Here is a 19230-nt window from a genome sequence, read left to right on the forward strand (position 1 = left end):
GGTGTTACAAGCGCTCCTGATTTCTTTTTTCTAATGGCCAGTTGTCAATGGATAGTTAGGGTTCTCTCATATGTTCCTGGTTTAAATGATTAGGGATTATTGTTTTTTCTTTACTACAATTAGTGATCCTTTCACTTCAAAATGAATTTTTCCGGTTTGTTCGAGCATATCCATCACTTCCGAAGCATTTTTAAACCTGGACAAGCTGCCTAAAAAGACCTCATTTTTTACGGATGGATCCTGGTATTCTATTTTAACATTATACCACCTGGAAACTTTACGCATGATGCTTTCCAGGTTCTCATTATTGAAGAGAAACAACCCGTTTTTCCAGGCTATCGCCTCTTCCCGGTCGACCGCCGAGACCCCAATTGAAGCAGTGCTGCTGTTATTATCAATAAGCGCCTGCTGACCGGGCTTTAAGATAACTTTTTGATTATTGCTTTTCACACTGACACTGCCCTCCAGTAAAGTAGTCTTTTCTGCAGGCTCATCGCTATAAGTGTTAATATTAAAATGGGTGCCAATATCCTCTATTATCCCATGCGGGGTTACTACCCTGAATGGGGCAGAAGCGCTATGGATAACTTCAAAATAAGCTTCCCCACTGATCAGTTCAATTTTTCTCTCCCGTGAATCAAACATTTCCGGAAACCGGATAGAGGTTGATGAGTTTAACCATATTTTACTCCCGTCAGCCAATTCTATGTTATAAATTCCTCCGGCCGGCGTCGTTAAAGTATCATAAACAATGTGAGCGATATGGCCGTGTTTTGTCGCTTCATACTTCAATTGGCCATCGCTATTTTTGTTGATTTGTATGTTACGTTGTGCAGCCAGGATGCCGCGTTTCGCATCTGATAAAACTATTTTCTGACCGTTGGATAAAGTTAAAATAGCGTTATTGCCTCCTGGTGATATGTCCTGATCGATCTGAGCAAGGGAGTGCTTGCCAGTAGGTTTATTGGTATTGAATAAAAAATATCCGGTAATGGAAAGACATATTAAAACCAATGCGGCAATGCCAGCAATACGCGACCATAAAATAAACCTGCGGGGTTGAGTTTTTTGCATCCCCACCTGTACCCGGTTCCAAAGCTCCAGCCGAACTTGTTCCTGATCATCCAGTCCAAGCTGATCCCAATCGGCACTGCCGGGGGCAATTCGGTTCATATAAGCATTGTATAAACCCAGCTCTTCTGCTGTTGCTGAGCCTTTGTTTATGCTTTCAATTAAATCCTGTAACGATATTTTGTCCATGCTGCATCCGCTGTTATAAGTAAGGCACACAAAACCAGCATAACACCTGCCCGGATATAAAAAAAAGTTTAAAAAATCATTACCATATTGTAAACGACTAAAATTATATCAAAAGGCATTAAAAAGAAAGGAAGATAGTGGCCATCCTGCTCAGTGGAGTACGCAGCTTTTTTAAGGCCCGGGTAATATGATCATCAACGGTTTTTTCTGAAATACCTAAACGTTCCGATATCTGCCGGTGACTGAGGTGTTCATCACGACTTAACATAAAGACCTCCCGACATTTTTCCGGTAATTCTTCGATGAGTTGTGTAATGAAGTTTTTAAGCTCTTTAATTTCAAGTGCCTTAATTTCTTCAGCAACAAGGTCGGCAACAAGTATATTTTCCAATAAGGTTTCCCGTATTTTCCCCTGGCGTATGAGATTGGCGATTTTGTATTTAACGGCGGTATAGAGGTAGCCTTGCAAGCTCGTTTTCACATTGATCTGCAGCCGGTTTTCCCAAATCCAAAGGAAAACAGTTTGGCATATATCCATACTATCCGCCTGATGACGCAGGGCATTGTAAGCAGCGGTAAAAAGGAATTTCCAATGACGGTTATAAATTTCAGTAAAAGCAATTTCGTCGCCTGCCTTTAATAAGGCTAATAATTCCTGCTCGCTATATTTACCGTAAGTTGACATTGATCGCTATACCAATTGCAATTTCGCATTATTTCTTAATAAAAATTAAGAATCGTGAATAAATAATATGGTTTTAATCCTAATTTGTTATTTTTTATCTATCTCAATAAAATTCGATTTTTAAAAACCGGTGTTTTTGAAATATTTCTGGAGGATCCAGACCATGCGACCGGAGCGGCGGATATTTTGAAGTATAAAGAAACGTATGATGAGGAAAAATGATTTACAAACTCCCGGATATTACGAGGAATGACGCAATCCTCAATAAGCAGAGTCGCTCTGTATATCGGGGATTGCGTCGAACCTTATTGCGGTCACGGTTTGATAAATTTCAGCAGTTACACAACCTACCGAATAACTATTATCAACTAAGCGCCATTCCGCCATCAATTACGATCTCAGCCCCGGTAATATAAGCCGAACTATCTTCACATAAGTGAACCACCGTTTTAGCTATCTCTTCGGGTTCACCTTTCCTTCCTAAAGGGCTTTTGGTCATAATGCTCTGGTAAATTTTGCGTTGCAGTTCAGGATCAATATCAACCCGGCTCATCAGGTTGGTATTGGTTGGGCCAGGGCTTACAATATTTACCCTGATCTTTCTGGCAGCCAGCTCTAATGCCGCAGTTTTAGCGATAGCGTTCAACGCCGCCTTACTTGCCGCATACACCGAGAACAGAGGTGTACTTACATTTGCCGCTATTGACGACAGGATTACTACTGATGCACCATCATTTAACAGGGGTATAAATTTGCTCAGCGTAAAATAAAAACCTCTGACATTAACATTCATTACCTCCTCAAAATTAGCTATCGTGCCATGTTCTATCGGAAATACTCCCCCGCTCATCCCGGCATTGATAAAAAGAAAATCCACCTTTTTATATTGGGCTTTAACCGTTGCTGCCAGTTGATCAATATCAGCAAGACTGCTTTGATCGGCCAAAACACTGTGCACCCCTAATTCTACCGCGGCCTTATCCAACGCATCTTTACGGCGGCCTGTTATAATAACGGTGGCTCCGCGTTCTTTAAACTCTTTCGCAGCAGCATAACCTATACCACTATTTCCGCCGGTTATTACGGCTGTTTTATTTTTAAAACTGTTTGACATGATTAAGTAATTTAATTAAACACTACACAAAGCTATTTTGCAAATGCCATAACTTTACAAATCAGTATACTCGAGTATACCTTATAACATACTGATTATGTGTGATTAACTTAGATTTTTGCAGAGCAGGCATAAAAGAATATGTTTGATAATGATAACCATATGAAAATAATAGAAAACAGGACAGCCACCTGCAACCAGAACGATCTTGCCCTACAGGATACCATTTATATCATTAGCAGTAAATGGAAAATACGTATTATTAAATCTATATGCATGGGTCATATCCGTTTTACTGAAATTGAGAAAAGTTTAACAGGCATAACTAAAAGAACGCTTTCCAAAGAATTAAAAGAATTGGAGATCAATCAGCTTGTAACCAGAAAAACATACCCCGATCAACCTTCAAAGGCCGAGTACAAACTTGCCAGTTATGCCAGAACAATGGTTCCGCTGATTAATGAAATGATACGCTGGGGTACTGAGCACCGACAGATGATCATTAAAAGGCAAAAGACGGCGTAAGGATTGAAAAAACATCTGTTTAAGTATTGCCGACCAAAATTACTTTGAAAACAAGAAAATGAAAAAAGCAGATCTCGAAAACACAATTCATAAATTCATTGAAGCAGCAAATGCATTTGACACCCAAAAAGTTCTGGATCTATTCGCTGCAGATGCGGTGATCGACGATGTTTCCGTCGGTGAAAAATTTGAGCATACTGCAGGAATAAAAAGATACTTTCTGAACTTTTTTATAGGATATCATACTTTAACCAAGCTGATATCATTTGAGCACATCAATGCCAAAAGGATCATTGTCTGGGTAGATTTTACAGGCGATTTTGGTCATGAGACTGGTAGCCTGGATGTCGGTGTCAATGATAAAGGGCTAATCACACATATCGACGCCAACCTTGATTAGCTATCTGTCATCCTGCAAAGTGAGGGGCAGCCTGTAGATTTCAGGAATATATAGATCAAACAACTGCTGGATACTAACCGATACAAAAAGCAATTACCAATTGATAATCAGAAAGTTATAGGCTTTTAGTTACAAATAAGTAACAACTATATAATATAGTAAAAAATGTTAATAACTCACAATTTTTATTCTCAAGTATCTGAAGAATAAATTCATAATTAACTGAAAATAAATTAGTTACGAAGACTACTTGCCCGTATCGGCTAATCTGCGTTCCTGTTGTACAATAAACTGTTCTTTCAGTTTCTTTTTGGTCGGCCCGGCTTCTGGCTTCGCTTCTTCTCCTTTCTTTACTTCCCCGGCTTTCAGTACCTCAGCAAGGTTAGCGGATTGGTTATCCGCTGTCAAGCATATTTACGTATGTATCATCCGCAACCTATAATTCTTTTCATTTTAAAACCATTATAAAATACTTTAACTAATCAGCTGATCTTCCTGATAAAGGCCCGAAACTGCAATGGTTATTTTTGAAATAAGATCTGTCAGACTACTTATTACCCATAATTCGTCTACCGAAATTGTAATTCCCCATCGCTCTTCTATGATGTCACTAAGCACCATAACTGAAATTGATTCCATCCCATAGTCAGTTATTGATTGGGATAAATCAATTGCCGACTCTTGAATGTTCAGAAGAGCTGCTAACTCTCTGATCAAATCTACTTTTATCGTGCTTATATCAGATAGAGTTTTGTTTACCGAGGTATTATTCTGTAATAAATGCTGATAGTTGACAAACAGCTTATTGCCAGATAATGATGAAGTTAAAAACTTTGACCATTCCGTAAACTGCACAACTATTTGTGGCTGGTTTAAATAAAAGACTGATTCAAGAAAGCCTATCCCTTGTTCTGCCGTTAAGGTATTGATGCCCATTAATGAAAACATCTTTTCAAAGTCGGCTTTTTGAACCATTCCAATTGACCAGGGGCTCCAGTTAATACTTAAGGCGGGTAAACCCAGAAATCTTCTTTTTTGTGCAAGCGCATCCAGCATAGCATTAGCCGCAGAATAGCTGCCCAAACCACGGTTAGGTAATAAACTACCAACAGATGAAAATAAAATAAAATGTTCAAGTGGCTCACCTAAAAGTATTTCATGCAAACAATAAGCACCCCGAACTTTAGCTCCCAAAACTTTTCTCAGTGTTTTATTATCTATGTTTTCCAGTAATTGATCTTCACTAACTCCGGCACAGTAAATAACTCCCCTTATTTTTCGGTTAACTATCTCATTTTTAAATCTCATAGTTGACTCCTTATCTGTAAAATCAACTTTAAGAACTTCTATTTTAGCACCCTGTTCACGAATGGATTGTAACCACAATAAATCAGGGTTTTTATTTTGTTTGATGATATTCCTGCTTGTAGTCACCAATAAATTACGTACACCGGCGCGCAACATCCATTGTATTACTTCCTTACCTATAGCCCCAAATGCTCCTGTTACAAGATAGATAGCCTGGGGATCAAACGATACAGAAAACCGTTCGTGGATTACCTCCTGATAGGGATTTAACCGCTTACAAAATAAACGTCCGTTCCTTATAGCGATCTGATTTTCCTCAACAGATTCAGCGCTTAAAACACTGGCTAACAAATCAATATCATCCATACCACTTATATCAACCACGCCTTTGTAATTATCTTTAAACTCCTGATGACCAAACACATTGGTTATGCCCCAAAGTGCAGCCTGAAAAATATTAACATCATGCGTAAAATCCTGCACCTGCTGTGCTAACTGTGATACAGACCATAACCTACCTGCAAAACCAGTAGCCTTAATAACTCTTGCCAGATAGATGAATGGCTTAATTACGTACATAATGCTCTTATCAAATTCTACGGCACTCAACGGAAGGCAATTAATTATTTCTGCTTGTTTGCTTACACCACTTAATAAATTGGCAAGCTCATTAACCACAATATCTTCGTCATCAATTTGAAAAAACGCTGAGTTTACAGATATTACATTATGGCCTTGTTTATGCAACAAAAAAGCTAATCTTTCAGCAATTGGTTGCTTATCTGAAAAGATGATAAATTGTTTCTTTCCCGTATTTAATGTGGCTACATCTTCCAGATTAAACTCCTCCCATGAAGGTACAGCAAGTGCACGTTGGGCTTGCATTGCAACAGAATTTCTTTTATTTCCGGCGTCTAAGTTATTGGTTCTAAATCCTGATATTATCCCAATTGGTTCGCCCGCAGCATCATATAAATACAGGTCTGTTTTGCTGGTATGCTCCAATTTTTCAGTTAGTTTTGCATACACAAACATCTTTGTTACCGGCTGTTTAAATATTCTTATCTCATCAATTCCTTCCGGTATCTCAAGAGCAAAACTATTTTCGCCCTCTTTATATTTTAACGATAGCGCTGCGTGAAAAACAATATCCAGTGCCACCGGATGAAACTCATAGGAACCTGTACAATACAGATCAGGAATTGTTATTTCACAAAAAGCTTCATTTTCATTTCTATACACTTTTTCCAGGCCCTGAAATGAAGTACCGTATTTGTAATAAATGCTATTAAAAAATTGATACATATCGGCCCCGGCAACAACCTGTTCATATGCCTGCATATGTTGCTCAGGATTAATATTGGCTATGTTTCCCGGAGGCAGCTGACGAAACCGTCCTTTGGCAACGTCTTCAAAATCCATTGGCCAAAGTGATTTGGTTGCTGCAATACGAAAGCTACGGCTTTGCTCATCTAATGTAAAACGAATAAAAAAGGCCGATTTTTTCTGTATCCTTACTGCTTTAATAAAGCAAAGGTCCTCGATAACAAAAGCTTTGTCATTGCCTCTCTGTGTCAAAGCTGCTAATGCCATATCAATATAGGTAGCACCTGGCAAAAGATAATCCCCCATAATATTATGCTCAAGCAACCAGGGCATTTTTTCTGTTGAAAAAATTGTTTGCCACTGGGTATCCTGACCATCGGTCAGTGCACCAAGCATGGTATGTTTTGCTAATTTCAGTCTCCGTCTTCTGCTTTTTTCAGGTTCTTGCCAGAACCTTTCATTTTGCCATGAATATGACGGCAAATCAATCCAATTACCTTTGGAATAAACTGCTGTCCAATCAATGTCATATCCTGCTTCAAATATTTTAGCCAGCGATTGCCGGTCTTCAGGGATACCCGGCAAAACAAACAATGGGTTTAGTATGTTTGTTTTTTGAATACCCTTAACTGCACACAAATAAGGTATAAGCATGGGCCTTCCTGATAATTCCAGGAAATGACATGGGCCGGATTCTGATATCTTTTCAATTACCTGCCTGAAATAAACCGGTTCGCTTATATTTTTAGCCCAATGATCTGCCGAAAATGTTTCCTGCGTTATAAGCGAGGCCGTTGTTGCTGAATACAGCAGCGTATGAGGTTTAGCTGGCTGTGGATCATAGCTGGGATCGTTATATTTATCATACGAAAGTACTTTTGAATGATGATAGCCAACTTGCTCAGATAACACACTATATGAAATATTTTCTGCCTTCATATCATTAACTATGCCCGATATAGCTGCCTTACTGCCGGCTAAAGTAAGATGAACAGGGCTATTAAACGCAGCAATAACTACGTCGCCGGCATAGGGTTTTAGTAATGGTGCTATTGTTGCTTCACCAACATTAACAGCTACCATGGCACCAGTGCCCTCCAATTTCATCAAAAGCTTTGTACGCCTATATATAAGCTCAAGACACTCCTGAAGTGTAAATACACCTGCTTCATAAAAGGCAGCAAACTCACCGGCGCTATATCCAACAATAGTATGTGGTCCCCCTCCCCTGGTCCGCCATAGCGCTGCCATGCTAACCTGATGAAAAAACTGTGCGGGATGTGATATGGTTGGGTTAGTTATTATTTCTTCCGTGGGGGTGTTAAGCATAATTTCTGAAAGAGAGAAACCGCTTAATGCCGCATATAGCTGATCGCAGCGATCATACATTTCTCGAAAAACGGGTTCGCTTTTTAACAGCTCATTGCTCATGCCGTAGAAAAGCCTGCCAAGCCCGGAAAATACCCATACAAGCTTTTTGCTACCTAATTGCAAGGGCAACGCTACATCCTGATCATCTGCAAAATGCTGCAATTGCATTATTAAATCATCTTTACTTTTTGCGATAAACACCTTACGCTTGGAGAGTTGTGATCGCCTGGTTGCAGCATTATAACACCAGTCGGCTATGGAACAGTCAGACTGCCGCAGCGATTCTGCATAACACAGTGCAAGTGCTTTAAGTGCTTTTTCAGACTGAGCAGACAAAGGCAGGGAAAAAGAACCCGGATTTTCCAATTGATCTTTTTTGTTTTTTACGGCTTGATATTCCCTGACCAGCACATGAGCATTTGAACCACCAAATCCAAACGAATTAACACCAGCTATTAAAGGTTTATCTCCTGAATCAAGGCTTTGCGGTATCAGGGGAACTTGAAGCCGTAAATGATCAAAGGGTATGGCTGGATTTAAACGCTCAATATGAAGATTAGGGGGTATCTGTTTATGTTGAACGCACAAAATTGTTTTAATCAGTCCCGCTATTCCCGAAGCTGATTCCGTATGTCCTATATTACTTTTACAAGAGCCAATCCATAGTGATTCCTTACGATCGGGCTCCAGGCAAAATACAGTCCCAATGGACCTTGCCTCAATGGGATCGCCGGAAAAGGTTCCGGTTCCGTGGGCTTCAATATAATTTACATCGGCCGGGTTTATCCCTGCATATTTACATGCACTACGCATAACTGCCATTTGCGATTCGGCACTGGGTAATGTAATACCATTGGTACGGCCATCCTGATTTACTGAACTTCCGATAATAGTACCCAATATATGATCTCCTGCGGCTAAAGCATCATCCATTCGTTTTAAAACAACCACACCAACACCCTCACTGCGTACATAACCGTTTGCAGTTGCCGAAAATGATTTACAACGGGCATCTTTTGATAATACGCCGGTTTTAGTTTCGGCTATGTGGTAATCAGGGATAAGCATTATCATTGAACCACCGGCCAGGGCCATATCCGAGTCGCCGCATTGCAAACTACGACAAGCCTGGTGGACTGCTGTTAATGAAGCCGAACAGGCTGTATCCATAGATATAGAGGGGCCCTTAAAATCAAAAGCATATGATATTCTATTTGACAGCATATTGTTCATGATCCCGGTAGAGGCGAAAGCACCAATTTCTAACGGATCAAGAAACTGCATCACATGATAATCCATGGTAAAACAGCCCATAAATACCCCTACCTGCTTGCCAGCCCATTTATTACAGGGAATGCTTCCCTGCTCCATCGCCTCCCATGATACCTGTAACAACAATCGTTGCTGCGGATCCATATTTGCGGCCTCTAAATTTGAAAAGCCAAAAAAGCTATTATCAAACCCGGCAATATCATTAATAAAACCACCCTGCGGAGCTATAAGACTACCAGGTTGCGCCCTCTCATCAGAATAAAAGTATTCCTGATTCCAACGATCTTTAGGAACATCCTGAATAGCATCTATTCCGCTCATCAATAATTTCCAATATTGTTCTGGCGTATTCACATTCCCGGGGAACCGGCAGCCCATACCAACAACAGCAATGGGACTGTATCCATTTTCCTGTATCATAAAACAGATTTTTATAACTGGTAAGTATTCTTTTAATTAGTTAGTAGCAGGTATTATTAACTCCAGCAATTAAGACAGGTTGGTGGTTTTGGCGGCAGCGCCGGCGTCATAAGCTCCTCATAACTCATATAATCAGAAAGATAATACAGCTTCATACCTGACGGGCATGTAGTAACAGCATTCATTTGATCCTGGGTAAGTCCTGATGGACCAAAGGGTAATTCGCGTTGAACTTGTCCGCCATCTCCAGTGGCATTCAAAACGAGTATCGGGGATGCACCGTACACCTGTATAAATAGCGTCCCGTTATCCTGGTCAACCAATTCAAGAGAGAAATTGGCATACCCCGTTTGTGAAGCATTTGAAGTATTCCTATTGCCAATGCTCCAGCTTGTGCCTTTGCTATTGACTTGAATATAAGCAGTAGCCACAAGCGGGTATGCCGCACCGCTAAATGCCGACTTTAAATCCTTGGATACTACCCCACTGTCAAGTGTTGCAACAAAGTAGGCTAAGATGGTAAACAACGGAACTCCGTTATCCAATGATATAGCAGCGTTGGTAAGATTAGCGCTAAACAGATTAGATGAACCGTTAAAAGTTGTACTCTGCATAGATGAGAATGCAAACGAAGTTGGCTTCAGGTTATCTGTAGGACTCAGGTTAGCGCCATCAAAAACAGTACCGATAAGTACAGCATAATCTAATGATACTCCCTGCATTAATGATTGTGTAAAGTTCATACTGGCAAGATAGGAGTTGGATAAATTTGCCATACCAAGATCAGCACCAAGCGCGCTGGCAGCAGAGCCATACCAATGTACTCCCGACATTTCTACTGCATACAGGTTAGCCTGCTGTAAATTGGTTTGATACATATAGGCGTTTGAAAGTATAGCAGCATTTGTTGTCGCATCTTTAGTTTGCACCAATAAACTGACGCTGGTATTGTTTACTTGGTATACCATTGAATTATCAGTTACCTCCCATATTAAGCCAGCCTGTATAGTGCTTACTGTAGCTTTATCTGATAACTTTAAATCAGCTTTTAAATCAGCCGGGATCTGTGAACTGTCAAGTATAGCGCTGTCTGATAAAGGCAGTCGGTATAAAATCAGTTTTGCGCCTAATTGGGCTCCCGGAAGTTGTGCACTCTCAAGGTTGGCATTTGACAGGTTAGCCCCGATCATGGATACCGCGCCTGTAATACTTGCTAATAAAAGGTTAGCAAATGCCATCTGAGCACCATCTAGTACGGTTAAATCTAGTTTAATCCTTTGCATACAGGCCCGGACAAATACCATATTGGCAAGATTTTGCCCGGTAAAGTTGCAGTCACTAAGAGAGGCGTTCATGAAATTGGTATATTGATCTAATGCCACCGCCGTGAGGTCTTGCCCGGTTAGGTTTGCTGCAATAAGGATAGCTCCTTCAAAACTAATTATTGATTCTACCCCCAATGCTTTGCTTAAATCTGCATTGGTTAATATGGCATTTTTAAACGTAGCCCCATTTACCTTGGCATTAGAAAAGCTGGATTTTACCAGCGCGGCACCTGTAAAGTCACTGCTCTGCAAAATTGCATTTTGAAAATTCACTTGGTTTAAGGTGCAACCTACCAGTTTTGCAGATGACATTTTCACATTGTCCATATTAGCATTAACAAACGAACAATTACTAAATGCCAAGCCGTTAGCTACCCAATTTCTCATATCTGCTCTGTCAAATATGGTATAACTGGCAGTTGCGCCATTAAAATTGGAGGTGTTATTTAACTTGGTATCAGAAAAGTTGGCATAAGAAACATCCGTTCCCATAAAGGCAATATTTGTCAGGTCTAAGCCGGCAAGGTAAACCCCCGTTAGCGGATTGGCCATTGTACTCCTTTGCTTGCGTATGTCTGCAATGCCATCCGTTACCTTGTTTGGAATAAAAAGGGCGTTGGTTGGTGGGTCGCCATTCACTTCCGCGCGGTTAAGATTGTTGGAGCTATCAACCACAACATAATAATTTACACCTCCGGATGTTTCAATTATGCAAATTGCATTACTGCCACTGGCTTGTATAGAGAATACAGAACAAGCTGCATCGCCGCGGTCCATTTCTGCAAGGTATCCGTTATTAAACCAAACATACTTCCAATTAGGAGCCTGCATTACAAAGGCGGTTTGCATATCACCATACATATTGAACAATTGGTTTGCAGCGGGATTATTATAATCGCCCGTCGCTACACTAAGCAAAGTACCTGGTACATCGCTGGAAAGGGTTATCAATAGGCTGGTATTACCAGATGTTGAAAATGACCATTTACCTGTAAAATCTGCTGAACTTGAATCAAATGTTGACATAATGTTGTTTGTTAATTTTTTGAAACATGTACATTACTACTTCCCTGGCCGCCTGTACCGGCAGTACCTGGGCTACCATTACTTCCTGGACTTCCGAACGGCTGAAAGGTTCCGTTGCCGTTACGGCCGCCATTACCTCCGTTACCGGCACTACCACCACTGCCTGGTGAACCACCCGCACCACCGATTGAACGGGGTGATACCGGATTTGCTATGTTAGCAATTTGATAAGTTACATTGATAGAGCCCCCGCTACCGCCATTCCCGGCCGCCCCGCCGTTGCCCCCGCTGCTGCCATTACCGCCAAGCCCGCCAGAAACAGGATCCGATTTATGTCCGGATTCATTAATACCTGCATTGCCGCCTATACCACCAGCGCCGCCGGTACCACCAGCACCACCGGCACCGCCGGTACCGCCTATACTTTGTACAGACAGTTGGCTTGACAGGCTAAAGCTGGTTACATTGAGCACAAAGCTGCCCGCATCGTCACCAATAGTTCCCAGCCCCCCGAGGGTCCCATTTACCAGTGCACTTACGCCAGGAACTCCATTAGTTGCGGGGATATATTGAAACCAATTGTGGTATCCATTGGCTCCGTTTGCACTTACCGCTGGTACCGCGTTTGGCCCGGCAGTTCCGTCTGTTCCTTTAGTTCCGGGGCTGCCAGTAATTATAATATCAGGTTGTGTTGCCATGATCGTTTACTTTTTGTTGAATGAAAAATATTTAACAATTCACTACAGGTTTTACTTTAGTGAATGATGAATAATACCAGGCCGGCAAAATCAATTACCGGCCTGGTACCGTTTAATTAGATCCGATGATACCACTAATAAAAACCTCGCCAGGCTGACCGCCTGCACCTCCGGCTCCCGCGGTACCGGCATTACCAGGTGCTCCGTTTGGGGATCCTGTACCACCAGCACCGGCATTTCCGGCATTTCCACCGGCACCACCATTAGCTGTCAGGTTTGAAATGCTAAGATTGGGCGTTCCGTTGATATAGTTAATGTATACTTTTGATCCATTGCCGCCGGCACCACCAGTACCACCGTTACCACCATCGCCACCCGGGCCACCCTGGCCCTGCGGGCCGGTACCACAATCTCTACAACTTGAGCCACCAGGACCACCAGGGCCACCAGTACCACCAGAGCCGGCAAGACCACCAGCACCACCACTTCCTCCAATGCTGCCAACACTATATGTCCCGTTTAAAGTATTTACTGAGTAATTAATTTCACCTGCCGGAGCTCCAGTACCACCTGGTCCTCCGGGAGAACCAGGGCTTCCAACTATACCAACTCCACCTGGTCCGGCAGCATTACATCCACTTTTTCCACTTTCGGTAGCATTTGATCCTGCCGCTCCTGCTGAACCAGTAGCGCCGTCACCACCGGCCCCACCGTCACCACCGTTGCCGCCTACTGATAATAAGCTAGGAGAATTACTATCAAGAGCCACACTCTGATCCCCCCCGTTCATCACATCAACGATTACCTTGCCCGGCCCCTCTGTAATTACCTGACCTCCGGGTTCAATAGTAAGAGAATCACAAAGCAGGGAGATAGGATTTTGATCGGTACCTTGAAGTATAAGCGGGCTACCAGGTTGCACAATTATGGAATTACCAGTAAATACGGTTATCTTCATCGGGAAACGCAATTTATTGATCGTATCCTTCCATGATGCAACCTGCCGGCTGTCGCCATACACATAAGCATAAAGAGCATCACAAACGTATGGGTGCTGCGGATTGGTAATAGCCTCACTTATTTCATTCCGTACGGGAGGAATGCTACGCGTGTCTTTAAGCGTTCCCTGGCTATACAAACTATTATGAATGCCACAGATATCCTTCAGGGTATCAACATCACCTACCGTAATAAAATTTGGTGGGATATGCGACTTTTTAGGATCGGCAGATAATATAAGCCCACCCGGAGTATCTCCAGTGTTGTATGATCCGGTGCGCTTTGCGGCACTTTTTACGCCCATAGCTACGAGTACTTCAACGTCTTTTTGAAAATTAACTAAGCTTGCCATAAATTTATTTTTTAAGTTTTTAATAATTAACTGGTTATTGCTTTATAAAAGTTGTCACGTTCATAATTACACTGGTAAGGCATTCTACCTGTCCTCCCGGCTCCATGGTAAGGGTGCCAATATTAACAACCACCGGATCGGTACCTGAAGGGTTTATTATCAGGGGGTTCTGCGCGGTTACCACTACATCATTGGCGCTAAAGGTTGTTACCTCCATGGGGAAATTATCATTGCTGTAATTGGCAAAAGACAAAAAGCTATCCCGTTGGGCAATGTTGTCAAACTTTACCTTAACCGGTCTGATAATAGAAGTATCCGAATCGTCAGTAACCAATTTTGTAAAAGCTGAGGTTTGCAGCCTGCCCGTGTTAATTTTATCCGGTGATATGCCCAGCAGGTCAACCGCCTGTTGAAAACGACCTGTACTCAGGTTGTTTCCTGTATTATTTTTTTCCATGATATTTAATTTGATAAGTGAACAATCCGGGTTTACACCAGCGCGTTATAGATCTCTATTTTCGCTATGCAGGTGACTGCGTCATAATTTTTCAATACACCCGGATCATTTATTCTCCAATGCTCACCTGTCTGCAACACCTTACAAGTAGCGGATGATGATAAGGTGATACCCGCATCAGCAAATACTTGCGTTATCTGAGTCATGTCAGAGTTATCAAACATGGCCACATTGGCACTGCTTGCATCAATATCAAAAAGCGGGGGTGTTGGTGTCCACTGGCTAACAGACGGTTCTGTACGCCCTGACGGGCCTGATAATTTTTCATAGTTGAGTGAAAAAAGATTACGCCATAAATCAACTGTTATCCTTCCTGCAGCAATATATTCCATATCAGCGGCCGGGGTAAGGCTTGAATCGGGAGTTCTGAATAAATGCTCGCCTTGAGGGGTATACACATCCAGTACATAAGCCGTGTTGGGTACGGTACCTATTTTTGGATCGCCTGTGTATGCCAATACATATACATAGCCCTTGCTCTCGATGGCCAGATCACAATAATTAAGTTGCTCATTCTTTGGATTTACAGGGAAGTATGACAAATATTGGGCAACATCTATGGTATCACCATCCAGTGTCAATAAATATGAATTACCGCCAGCCAGATCCTTTAACTGCCATGACACGCCCTGCTGCAGAATAATGATCTCGGTAGAGGTAAACTGATCCTGAACAAGTATACCCTGGCCAGTTAAGGTAAGCACATATACATAGTTACGGCTCGGATCGGTAATAGTCCAATTACTGCCTGCATTAATTACTGTGATGTAAGAGGTCTGTTTTGGATCAGGTAAAATTACCCCGTTTTCATTCACGTAGGCCAGGTAAACCATGTTATCAGAAAACGCATCGATTATATTCATTGTCATGATGCCTTTATTAAGCTCATCAGTTAATGTTGGATCGATGTCGAATAAATCAGTTACCTTATCATTCAGGAATGCATTAATCAGCTCATCAGGAACAATTTTTTGATCTAATTGGGGCGCTAATGTTGCACCATCCGGTACTGTAAACAAATCGGCCCCCGTAAAGCTTGGCGCTGGATTACCCATAATATCGAAGGCTTGCACACGGTTGTTCAGCGATTCAAGAACATAAATTTTTCCATCCGGGGAGATAGCCAGTGCTATAGGGCCCATTAATAACCCCTGCTCAACCCCCTTACCTGCAACCAGCGCTGCTGCCGGGGCCGAAGCATCAAGAACGGCTTCTTCAGGCAAACGAAGAATCTGCATGCGGCTGCTTGCCCAGTTTGCAGCTATAATATAACCGTTAGGGTGCACTGCTACAGCATCAATATCGCCAAGCGTAAATGTTCCGTAACTCAGGCCACTATCCAGGTTAAAGGTAGATGAGCCGTCCATGAGGTCAACCAACCGCAAATATCCTGTTGACGCGTTCCGGGTATCGATGGCAAAATTCAGCGGTCCAACAGATGTAGAGTTGCCGCCATATATGTCATATGCCAACCCTGGTTTGGTTTTAAATCCAAATTTGGGAAACTTATACCTGCTTTGCGGATCGCTAAGTACCGAAAGATTCTGGAATACAAACATTTGTCCCGAGTCGGGAGTACCTCCTGATTCCAGTGGGATGTTTTCTCCGGAAGCCTGCCAGGTATAACCAATAATAAAGGCACTTTCGTTAATAGTTATTCCTGAAAGCTGGGCAAGGTTATTACCTACGTTACCAGGATTCAAACTACTTACCGTTTCGATTGGTGCGGTTGCCCCGTCAGTTTTGCCCCACCAGTAATGATTTTGTGTGTCATTGTAGGCAATTTTTTGCATAAAATTATATTGCGTATCTATGGTGAGCGGTACCAGTACCTCTGTAATATTACCACTTACGGTTTTGCCTGATTGTCCGGTATCCGGCACGGCATCCAACCAATCGCTTTGATATTTGCCGCACAACCAGCCACTTTGAGAGTATACAGCTGCTATGATCTGCATATTTCCGCCCCATGGCACGGTAAAGTCAACAGTAATGGGTGTGTTGGAAGATCCGCCTGACGGGGTTAAAGGAACTTGCCCTTTTGCTTCAAAACCAGTGCCGTTTTTATAGTTCACCATAATACGGTAATGATCAGCAACCGCAGGCCATATGGCTGTTTCCGGGTGTCCGGCTTCACCATGCGCAGGATCTGGATGCAGGGTAAAGGATAATCCCATTTGCCGTTTAATATCAACGTTTATTACAGCCGGTGATGACAGTACTTCCCCTAATGAAACGGCCATTTCGGCAACATTAAGCGCTACGCTTAAAGCCCGTAGTGCCCAGCCAACAAACGGTGCTGCCTCTGCTATTTGCGAAGCTTCTATAATAGCCATCAGTCTTTTGGTAACGGCTGCCATGCCCTTTTGTACCAAAATACCCGCTATCATATCTCCAAACGTAAATAATGAAGCTTTAAGCCCCTGTATTTCAGATATGTCAACAGCTAATGCGGCACCGCCAACGCCTGAGCCTACACCCACTGCAGCCATGATATTATCAGTATCATTCACAAACTCCTTATACCAGGATGTATCGGTAATTGCCGATGTGGCAACCATCATAAAAAAAGGTATACCAAATGAAAATATCCCCGTTTCAATAAAGCCCGGCCATACAATGTGTTTATTATAATTCCAGGTACCCGCCCCGGCAAACATCAGCCTGGCGGCCTGTGCCTCACCGGGCCATTTTACCTGTAAATTAGTTGGATCAGTAGGCATTGGTATACCCATAATGGTATTAACACTGCTGATCATTGATATGTACGTTTTAGTTTCTGTTTGAAACTGGTCCAACATATCAGGATTCATCGGGTTGTAAAGCGGCGGCTTACTCATTTCTGCATCCGGAAAAAACTCAACATATGCGCCTACTATCCGCATAAAATTATTATAGGCATCAACAGAAAATGTGTTATATGTAGGATCAAATTTGATAGAGCCCTGATCAACCGTTACTCCATGCGTTGATGTGTTGGGCGATACCGCCCACTGCGATGACGAAGTACTTGTCTTTGTTCTTGAAAATGAAAATTTACTGACCTGCTGGGAAACATTTTGATTGGCTACATCAGATGATGCCTCTCCCTGATTTACTGACCAGGTTTGGTTTTGGAACTGACTATCGTTTCTGGATGTTTGTACAGGCAATGCAACTGCCGGAGCCATGGCACTGTTGGTAATATCTGTAAGATCATATATTAAAACCTTATCTCCTGCACTACGTGGTCCAACAGGAAATTCATAATACAAGGGATTGTTATTTCCATCAACAGATTCTTTTACTACGGCGAAGCCCGAAGTTGGAGTTGGCTTTCCCTGGCCCTTTATCGCCTGCGCAAGATCATCTACATTGATACATTGCCTAGCGCTATCAGGGGTATTAATATTTACCGGATAGATATGCTCATTTTGCATAACCAAATGAGTTTGCGGTTTATTACTCATCACCATGGGATGTTGTCCCGCAATATATATGGCAATGTCCTGAGGGCCTACCAGCGAGTGTTCGTCGACTAGAATGTCCCATGGATCGTTGTTAGCTGTAGCTGTAAGTTTGTATGAATGATAAAGTCTTGGTTTTACAGAACCAATTTTCTTTTTTAGTTTAATAAAGTATTTCTTGTAGTCATCAATATGAGTCATATAAGATATATGATAAAGCGCCCCCAGGTAATTATTAGGATCACTTTCGTCTGCATCTCCCACTACGAATATCCTCGTGAGGCTATTTTTTTGAATAAGCTCCTGGGGCACATCAACAAAATGGGTTAAAGCCTTGGGGTGATGATTTAATAAAACTGCTGCAGCCTTGTTTGTTTGCCGGGCAGTTTTCAAGGTTTCTGGCGTGTGCGCGTTAAGAGGAATCTTTTGCCCCCTTACTTTTAAAAATAAGACGTGAGTAGCCGGATCTTCTAAGTGGCTAAAATCAAAATGAAGTTGTTGATACATGGCGTTGTTTTTTTATAGGTTATTAAAAAAGATATCTATCATTTGATGTTGCTATGATATTATTCATATCAGCAGATTACCGGTCAACAGGGATATTATTATCAGTTTCTCACAGCATTTAGTATCTGTTATTACACTCAAAATAAGGGGATTACGCAAGGTATGGGAAGAGTATAAATACTTATTATAAAATATGCGTACTTATACTTATAATTAAAATTTGAGCGTTGGATGGAGATTAACTGCCTTTTACTTTGACTTATTAAAAGGGTAAAAGACAAAAAATCTTAATTACGGGTAAGGCAATAGTCAAAGCCCCGGTACACAGCTTGCAACAAAATCGAGTTACAGTAGTTTTGGCATCGAATGTTTGTTTACAATGCACACATTTTCATTGGATCGTGAAATTTGAACTCATATATTAATTTTCAAAATCTAATCAGAATTGAACATTTAACATATGAAAATTATGTGTTGGACATCCGTTGTTATTTCCCCTATATTTTGTGGTGTTTTGTGTTCTTTAGTGCTGTTTAGTATTAAATAGTCACCAATAGTTACAATGATTTTACTGGGATTAAAAGACGAGAAACAATCTGTACTTTGAGTAACAAATAAGTACCCAAATAAAATGCTATTGGTAACAAAATATAAAAATATACCAATTGGTCTTATTTAC

General features: G+C 41.7%; 12 protein-coding genes. 2 read left to right on the top strand and 10 right to left on the bottom strand.

All coding sequences use genetic code 11. The features are described 5' to 3' along the window. Positions 1-96 precede the first annotated feature (96 nt). The 3 genes from AC57BQ_RS13855 to AC57BQ_RS13865 all read right to left on the bottom strand — a co-directional run bounded on the left by AC57BQ_RS13855 (position 97) and on the right by AC57BQ_RS13865 (position 3059). Positions 97-1260 carry a FecR family protein gene (locus AC57BQ_RS13855; RefSeq protein WP_496406841.1) on the bottom strand — a complete coding sequence of 388 codons (1164 nt, stop codon included), beginning with the start codon at positions 1258-1260 and terminating at the stop codon, positions 97-99. Between the two features lie 118 nt (positions 1261-1378). Continuing rightward, positions 1379-1945, bottom strand: coding sequence for an RNA polymerase sigma factor (locus tag AC57BQ_RS13860; protein ID WP_496406842.1), 567 nt, complete (start codon positions 1943-1945; stop codon positions 1379-1381). Positions 1946-2309: 364 nt separating this feature from the next. Further along, positions 2310-3059: an SDR family oxidoreductase gene (locus AC57BQ_RS13865; protein WP_496406843.1), complete on the bottom strand. Its 750-nt coding sequence runs from the start codon at positions 3057-3059 to the stop codon at positions 2310-2312. A 162-nt stretch (positions 3060-3221) separates the two neighbouring features. Between AC57BQ_RS13865 and AC57BQ_RS13870 the strand changes: the two genes are divergently transcribed. Continuing rightward, the gene (locus tag AC57BQ_RS13870) at positions 3222-3584 is read left to right on the top strand and encodes a winged helix-turn-helix transcriptional regulator (RefSeq protein WP_496406844.1); all 363 of its coding nucleotides are present in this window, start codon (positions 3222-3224) and stop codon (positions 3582-3584) included. Positions 3585-3642: 58 nt separating this feature from the next. Further along, complete coding sequence (locus AC57BQ_RS13875; RefSeq protein ID WP_496406845.1) at positions 3643-3984, top strand: nuclear transport factor 2 family protein; 342 nt, start codon at positions 3643-3645, stop codon at positions 3982-3984. 246 nt (positions 3985-4230) lie between these two features. Here the strand turns inward: AC57BQ_RS13875 and AC57BQ_RS13880 are convergent, their stop codons facing one another. The 7 genes from AC57BQ_RS13880 to AC57BQ_RS13910 all read right to left on the bottom strand — a co-directional run bounded on the left by AC57BQ_RS13880 (position 4231) and on the right by AC57BQ_RS13910 (position 18551). Next, positions 4231-4392 (bottom strand): hypothetical protein, encoded by a 162-nt coding sequence (locus tag AC57BQ_RS13880; RefSeq protein WP_496406846.1) that lies wholly within the window; start codon positions 4390-4392, stop codon positions 4231-4233. Positions 4393-4458: 66 nt separating this feature from the next. Continuing rightward, complete coding sequence (locus AC57BQ_RS13885) at positions 4459-9681, bottom strand: SDR family NAD(P)-dependent oxidoreductase (protein WP_496406847.1); 5223 nt, start codon at positions 9679-9681, stop codon at positions 4459-4461. Positions 9682-9737: 56 nt separating this feature from the next. Beyond that, entirely contained in the window at positions 9738-12032 is a 2295-nt protein-coding gene (locus AC57BQ_RS13890) for a pentapeptide repeat-containing protein (protein WP_496406848.1), read from the bottom strand. 11 nt (positions 12033-12043) lie between these two features. Further along, positions 12044-12730, bottom strand: a complete 687-nt coding sequence (locus AC57BQ_RS13895; RefSeq protein WP_496406849.1) for a hypothetical protein — start codon at positions 12728-12730, stop codon at positions 12044-12046. A 112-nt stretch (positions 12731-12842) separates the two neighbouring features. Then, positions 12843-14081 carry a hypothetical protein gene (locus AC57BQ_RS13900; protein ID WP_496406850.1) on the bottom strand — a complete coding sequence of 413 codons (1239 nt, stop codon included), beginning with the start codon at positions 14079-14081 and terminating at the stop codon, positions 12843-12845. A gap of 34 nt (positions 14082-14115) precedes the next feature. Beyond that, a complete protein-coding gene (locus AC57BQ_RS13905; protein ID WP_496406851.1) occupies positions 14116-14538 on the bottom strand; it encodes a hypothetical protein in 423 nt (140 codons plus the stop codon). Between the two features lie 32 nt (positions 14539-14570). Continuing rightward, the gene (locus tag AC57BQ_RS13910) at positions 14571-18551 is read right to left on the bottom strand and encodes an NHL repeat-containing protein (RefSeq protein WP_496406852.1); all 3981 of its coding nucleotides are present in this window, start codon (positions 18549-18551) and stop codon (positions 14571-14573) included. Positions 18552-19230 lie beyond the last annotated feature (679 nt).

Source organism: Mucilaginibacter sp. BGA-UO-ETr-C110 (assembly GCF_059567985.1).

Bases quoted from the DNA above. Each gene is read 5' to 3' on its own strand.
- AC57BQ_RS13855 (WP_496406841.1), bottom strand. From the start codon at position 1,260: ATGGACAAAATATCGTTACAGGATTTAATTGAAAGCATAAACAAAGGC.
- AC57BQ_RS13860 (WP_496406842.1), bottom strand. From the start codon at position 1,945: ATGTCAACTTACGGTAAATATAGCGAGCAGGAATTATTAGCCTTATTA.
- AC57BQ_RS13865 (WP_496406843.1), bottom strand. From the start codon at position 3,059: ATGTCAAACAGTTTTAAAAATAAAACAGCCGTAATAACCGGCGGAAAT.
- AC57BQ_RS13870 (WP_496406844.1), top strand. From the start codon at position 3,222: ATGAAAATAATAGAAAACAGGACAGCCACCTGCAACCAGAACGATCTT.
- AC57BQ_RS13875 (WP_496406845.1), top strand. From the start codon at position 3,643: ATGAAAAAAGCAGATCTCGAAAACACAATTCATAAATTCATTGAAGCA.
- AC57BQ_RS13885 (WP_496406847.1), bottom strand. From the start codon at position 9,681: ATGATACAGGAAAATGGATACAGTCCCATTGCTGTTGTTGGTATGGGC.
- AC57BQ_RS13890 (WP_496406848.1), bottom strand. From the start codon at position 12,032: ATGTCAACATTTGATTCAAGTTCAGCAGATTTTACAGGTAAATGGTCA.
- AC57BQ_RS13895 (WP_496406849.1), bottom strand. From the start codon at position 12,730: ATGGCAACACAACCTGATATTATAATTACTGGCAGCCCCGGAACTAAA.
- AC57BQ_RS13900 (WP_496406850.1), bottom strand. From the start codon at position 14,081: ATGGCAAGCTTAGTTAATTTTCAAAAAGACGTTGAAGTACTCGTAGCT.
- AC57BQ_RS13905 (WP_496406851.1), bottom strand. From the start codon at position 14,538: ATGGAAAAAAATAATACAGGAAACAACCTGAGTACAGGTCGTTTTCAA.
- AC57BQ_RS13910 (WP_496406852.1), bottom strand. From the start codon at position 18,551: ATGTATCAACAACTTCATTTTGATTTTAGCCACTTAGAAGATCCGGCT.